Annotated in this window: 1 protein-coding gene; it reads left to right on the top strand. The window is 40.3% G+C overall.

Annotated elements, in window-relative coordinates; genetic code table 11:
• Nucleotides 1-16: 16 nt before the first annotated feature.
• On the top strand, nucleotides 17-6,102 hold a 6,086-nt coding region (locus RC62_RS01585; protein ID WP_245176762.1), incomplete at its 3' end, for a non-ribosomal peptide synthetase.

Raw genomic sequence — 6,102 nt, 5'->3', positions numbered from 1 at the left:
CCAGGTTGTAGTTGCAGTGCAGGAACAAAAAGGAGAAAAAGTACTGGTAGCGTATTATGTTTCCCAGGATAATATCGATAAATCAGACTTGAGGCATTTTCTTCAAAAAGAGCTTCCGGAGTATATGATCCCTAATTTTTATGTGGCGCTTGACAAAGTGCCGCTGACCCCAAATGGCAAAGTAGACCGTAAGGCATTGCCTGGAATCTCAGAGTCGGATATTATCCGCAGGGCTTATGTTTCCCCTGTGAGCGATCATGAAATTAAACTGGCAGTGATCTGGCAGGATGTTTTAAAAGTAGACCAGGTAGGGATTACCGATAATTTTTTTGAACTCGGCGGCCACAGCCTTATCATGGTGCAGGTAATCAACCATATTTTTAAGGAACTGGGCAAAAGCCTTTCTTTCCGGGATTTCTTTTCCAATCCTACCATTGAGGGATTGTGCGGTAAATTGCAGGAATCGGGTTATGTGCCCATTCCAAAAGCTGCAGCGGCAGTATCGTATCGGCTGACTTCCTCACAAAACCGACTTTGGCTTTTAAGCCAGTTCGAAGGCGGGTCACTGGCCTATAACATGTCTACGGCTGTTGCGTTCAAAGGCACAATCGACCATTTTCATTTTCAGAATGCCTTCAGGATATTAATTGAACGCCATGAGATTTTAAGGACCTCATTTCAAATCACCCCATTGGGCGAGGTGATGCAGTTTGTCAAGGCTGCCGCCGAGGTACATTTTGAGATCCCCCAAAAGGATTTTACGGGAATAAATGCCCAGGGCGATGCGCTTAATGCGTATTTGCAGCAGCAGAACAATGCACCGTTTGACCTTGAAAATGCCCCTTTGATCAGAGGCACGCTGGCCCAACTCACACAAGAGGATTATGTTTTTCAGTTATCAATACACCATATCATAGGAGATGGCTGGTCGATGGAGATTTTAGTGACTGAACTGGTAACAATATACAATGCACTGCTTAGCGGCACCACTGCTAACCTTGAGGCATTAAGAATTCAGTTTAAGGATTATGCCGTATGGATGGCCTCAGATGCCCAACAGGAAAAGTTACAGCTTTCCGGGCAGTACTGGCTGGGTCAGTTTAGCGGTGATTTACCGGTATTGGATCTTGGTTATAAAGCGCGCCCATCGGTACAGCGTTATCACGGAGAGAGCCTTACGCATACTTTTTCGAAAGGATTTTTACAGGATTTGAAGCATTTTTCCCAACAGCACGACCTGACGCTTTTCATGACCCTTATGTCAGGAGTCAATTTACTGCTTCACCGTTATACCGGTCAGGATGATATCATCCTTGGCACGCCCATTGCAGGAAGGGAACACCAGGACCTGGAGAACCAGATCGGGCTTTATCTTAACACCCTTGCGGTTCGTACAAGATTAAACAGCCAGGGCAGTTTTCTGGATTTGGTACGCCATGAAAAACAAGTTCTCCTTGAAGCATATGACCATCAGGGATATCCGCTGGATGAATTGATTGGCAATCTGGACCTTAAGCGCGACATGAGCCGTTCGGCATTGTTTGATGTTTTGGTAGTGCTGCAAAACCAGGCTGAGAATTTAAGTACGGCCGAAGAACTGATCAACCTGAAGGTAAGCAGCTATGAATTAGCCAATAAAACTTCAAAATTTGACCTTAGTTATAGTTTCTCGCAAAGCGATAGCTTAAAACTAAGCATTACCTATAATACGGATTTGTATGAAGCGGTATTTGTAGAAAGAATGTTTTCTCATTTAGAGCACCTTTTGTCCCAGGCCATAGCCAACCCTGCTGTTTTACTCAAGGAGATTGACTACCTGACGCCTTTGGAGCAACAAGAACTTTTAATTGGATTTAATACGCCCCTTACCAGCTATTCAAAAGAGCCTGTCACGGCATTATTTGAAGCACAGGCAAAAAGCAACCCAATGGCTGCCGCCCTTGTTTTTGGGGACAAAAAAGTGAGTTACGAATCCTTGCTGGAAGAAGTCAATTCAATATCGGATTACCTTATAAATAAAGGGGTATCCAGGGGAGATAAAATAATTTTGTGCTTTGAGAGCCATTTAGATAAAGCCATTGCCGGCATGCTGGGTATTTTAAAAGCAGGCGCGGTGTATGTTCCGGTAGACCCTGATTATCCAATCGAAAGAATAGAGTTTATCATTGCGGACACACAGTCAAAATATGTGCTGAGCAACACAACAGATGCCGCATTGTTTGCCAACACGGATGTTGAAGTGATCCTGCTGGACAAATTAAGCCCTGTAGTTTACGGTACAAAAAGCATCAGTATTTCAGGTTCCGATCATGCCTATGTAATTTATACTTCGGGTTCAACGGGCCATCCCAAAGGGGTTCTGGTGAACCACAAAAACATCAGCGATTACGTGTCGGGTTTGTCCAGTGCCACAGCCATTGAGAGCAATACATCTTTTGGATTAATGTCTACCATTGCTACCGATCTGGGCAATACGGTTCTTTTTAGTTCATTGGTATTTGGAAAAATGCTTCACCTGTTTTCCAAAAGCAGCTTAAGGGATGTAGATTATATCCAGGCTTATTTTACGGCCCACAGTATTGACTGTATCAAAATAGTGCCTTCGTACTGGCGTGGCCTTGAACTGGGAGCAGCAGTTGGATCACCTTTAAAAATGATCATATTTGGCGGAGAAGAGCTTAGCATTGATCTGGTAAGAAAGATACAATCAGAGCGTGCGGGCATCAGGATCATCAATCATTACGGGCCAACGGAGACCACCATTGGCAAACTGCTCCATGAGGTAGAGGCGGACCGTGATTATTATAAAATACCTATTGGCAGACCTTTTTCAAACACCCGCTGTTATGTGGTCGATGAGCATTTGTCGCTTTGTCCACAAGGCGTTGTTGGTGAGCTGTTAATAGGAGGAGAGGGCGTATCGGAAGGTTATCTGAATAATGCAGGGTTAACCGCCCAGAAGTTTATAGCCGATACTTTTACTGACAGCCCCCAGAAACTTTACAGAACCGGAGACCGTGTAGTGATGCACTTTAACGGAGAAATTGAATTTAAGGGAAGAATAGACAATCAGGTAAAAATTCTGGGACACCGTATTGAACTCAGCGAGATCGAAAACGTGCTGAACAGCCATGATGCAATAAGCTCTGGTGTAGCCACTGTGGTGAGTGATGCAGAGGGAAACCAAAGCCTTGCGGCATATGTGGTTTATAAAACCGATGCGGTAGAAAAAACAGCATTGCTTGAATTTTTAAGATCACGTCTTCCGGGCATTATGATTCCTGCTTCCATTGTGAGCATTGCCGAAATCCCTTTAACATCAAACGGTAAAATAAACCGAAAAGCCTTACCTGCAATTGACGCAGCTGATAGTGCGGGGAGAACCTACATAGCTCCTGAGAGCGCAGTAGAGATCAAACTGGCCCAAATCTGGCAGGAAGTTTTAAAAACAGAACGCGTAGGAATTACAGATAACTTTTTTGAACTGGGAGGAAACAGCCTGAAAGTGACTCAGGTAGTCAATAAAATAATGAAAGAAACAAATAAAAGCATCTCATTTAAAGATTTCTTTTCTAATCCAACCATTGAAAGCATAAACAGCAAATTAATATCAAAAAATTATTTAGACATTCCAATAGCTCCAAAAGCAGATTCCTATCCGGTATCACCATCACAAAACAGATTATGGTTGCTGAGCCAGTTAGAACAAGGATCATTGGCATATAATATGCCTGTAGCTTTAACCATCAAAGGCGAGATAGATTTTTCTCTTTTTGAAAACTCATTTCAACAGTTAATTAACAGACATGAGATATTGCGTACCTATTTTAAAACAAATAAAGAGGGCGAATTAAGACAATATATTATGCCTGCTAGTGAAGTGAAATTCAAAATTAATTATGTTGATTTTACGAATAAGGATAAAAGCGAAACATTTGTTCAGGAATACATACAGCATTTAAATAATCAAGAGTTTAATTTTCAACAAGCACCTCTTTTACGTGCAAGTTTAATTAAAGTAACAGCAAATGACCATGTTTTCTTTTTCTCAAGACATCATATTATTAGTGATGGATGGTCTTCCGGAATTATTTCTAATGAGATAATCCAGGGTTATAATGTATTGGTAAGAGGAGAAGAACTTATATTGCCGGAATTCAAAATCCAGTATAAAGATTACGCAATATGGCTAAGGGACGAATCAAATTTAGAAAGAAATGTAAGTTCAGAAAAGTTTTGGATGAATCAATTTTCAGGAGAAATTCCTGCATTGGATCTGATCATTTCAAAATCCCGTCCGTTAATAAAAACTAACAAAGGAAAAACATTAACAATTAATTATTCGGAAGATTTTTTATCTAAACTGAAAACATATTCTAAAAGTAATAATGTCACTTTATTCATGACATTAATGTCCGGAATAAATGTTTTGTTACACAAGTATTCAGGTCAAAATGATATCATTATTGGTACGCCAATCGCAGGAAGAGAACATCCTGAATTAGAAAATCAAATGGGTCTCTATATGAACATGCTGGCCATTAGAACGCAAGTAGAAGAGAAAAGCAGTTTTTCAGATTTATTACTGCAACAAAAACACTCGCTTTTAGAGGCTTATGAACATCAAAATTATCAGTTTGACGAGCTAATTGGTAAATTAAACTTAAAGAGAGATATTACAAGATCTGCATTGTTTGATGTAATTGTTATTCTTCAGAATCATACTCAATTAGAAAATTTTAGTTCTTCTGAAACTTTAAATGCTTTAGAGGTTGAAGATTTTGAATTTGAAAGAAAAACATCGCAGTTTGATATTAGTTTTCAATTTGTTGAAAGCGAAGGTTTAACGCTTTCAATTGATTACAATACAGATATCTACGAAAGTGCTGATATCGAAAGACTGATGCATCATTTCAGATCCCTTATGGAATCTGTTCTTGTTGATCCGTCGCTTCAAATAGACAGTATTAACTACCTGACTGACAAAGAACGCCAGAAACTATTATTTGATTTTAATTCCACAGATACTGAGTATGCCCGTGAGCAGACTGTTTTGGATTTGTTTGAAGCACAGGCAAAGAAAAGCCCCTGGCAGATTGCCCTAAAAGATGATGTGGTTAATTATTCTTATTTAGAGCTTGATATACTGTCCAATCAGATTGCGTCTTATATTATTTCAGAATTTGGGTCAGAGGATAAATCCTCAGTAGCAGTAATGCTGGAAAGATCTGCCAACATGGTGGCCTTATTATTGGGAATTTTAAAATCAGGCAGGTCCTATATTCCTTTGGACCCTAAATTTCCGGTAGACCGATTGAATTATATTTTGGCTAACAGTGAAGTAAAGTTACTGGTCAACCAGACCAGCATCAATCTTGATCTGGAAACAGAAAATGTTCAAAGTATTATCAATCTTGAAACTCTTTTAGCGCAGTGCAATACGCAAAACCAGGCGCATAAACCTGAGGTATTGGCAGATGATACTGCTTATGTAATTTACACTTCGGGTTCTACAGGTAATCCAAAAGGTGTAGAAATCGGGCACCGCTCACTGGTTAATTTTCTTTTAAGCATGAAGCAGAAACCCGGAATATCCAATCAGGATACTTTATTTTCTGTTACCACTTATTCGTTTGATATTTCGATACTGGAGTTCTTTTTGCCTTTAATCTCTGGTGCTACCTTGTATGTTGCCAGCCATGAAACGTTAATGGATTCCGGACTGATTATCGCAAAACTCGATGAAATTAATCCTTCGGTCCTGCAGGCCACGCCAAGTTTTTATCAGCTGTTGATCGAAGCGGGCTGGAAAGGGCTTCCGGGACTAAAAGTATTGTGCGGCGGGGAACAGCTCAATATGGCTTTGATAAAAAAACTAAAAAATCTTTGTGCCGAAATCTGGAATATGTACGGTCCTACCGAAACCACGATTTGGTCTACGGTTAAAAAAATAGGAGAAGAAAAAGAGGATAAAGTATCCAATATAGGTTCCCCAATCAACAATACGACCATTTATATTCTGGACAATACCCTGCAATTGGTTCCTGTAGGCCTTCCGGGCGCTATTTATATTGGTGGGGACGGACTGGCAAAAGGATATTT

Origin of the sequence: Flavobacterium aquidurense (assembly GCF_001404985.1) — a bacterium.
GTDB lineage: Bacteria > Bacteroidota > Bacteroidia > Flavobacteriales > Flavobacteriaceae > Flavobacterium > Flavobacterium aquidurense_B.
The sequence above is the reverse complement of the archived record's forward strand: the minus strand, read 5'-3'. Positions and strand labels throughout refer to the sequence as shown.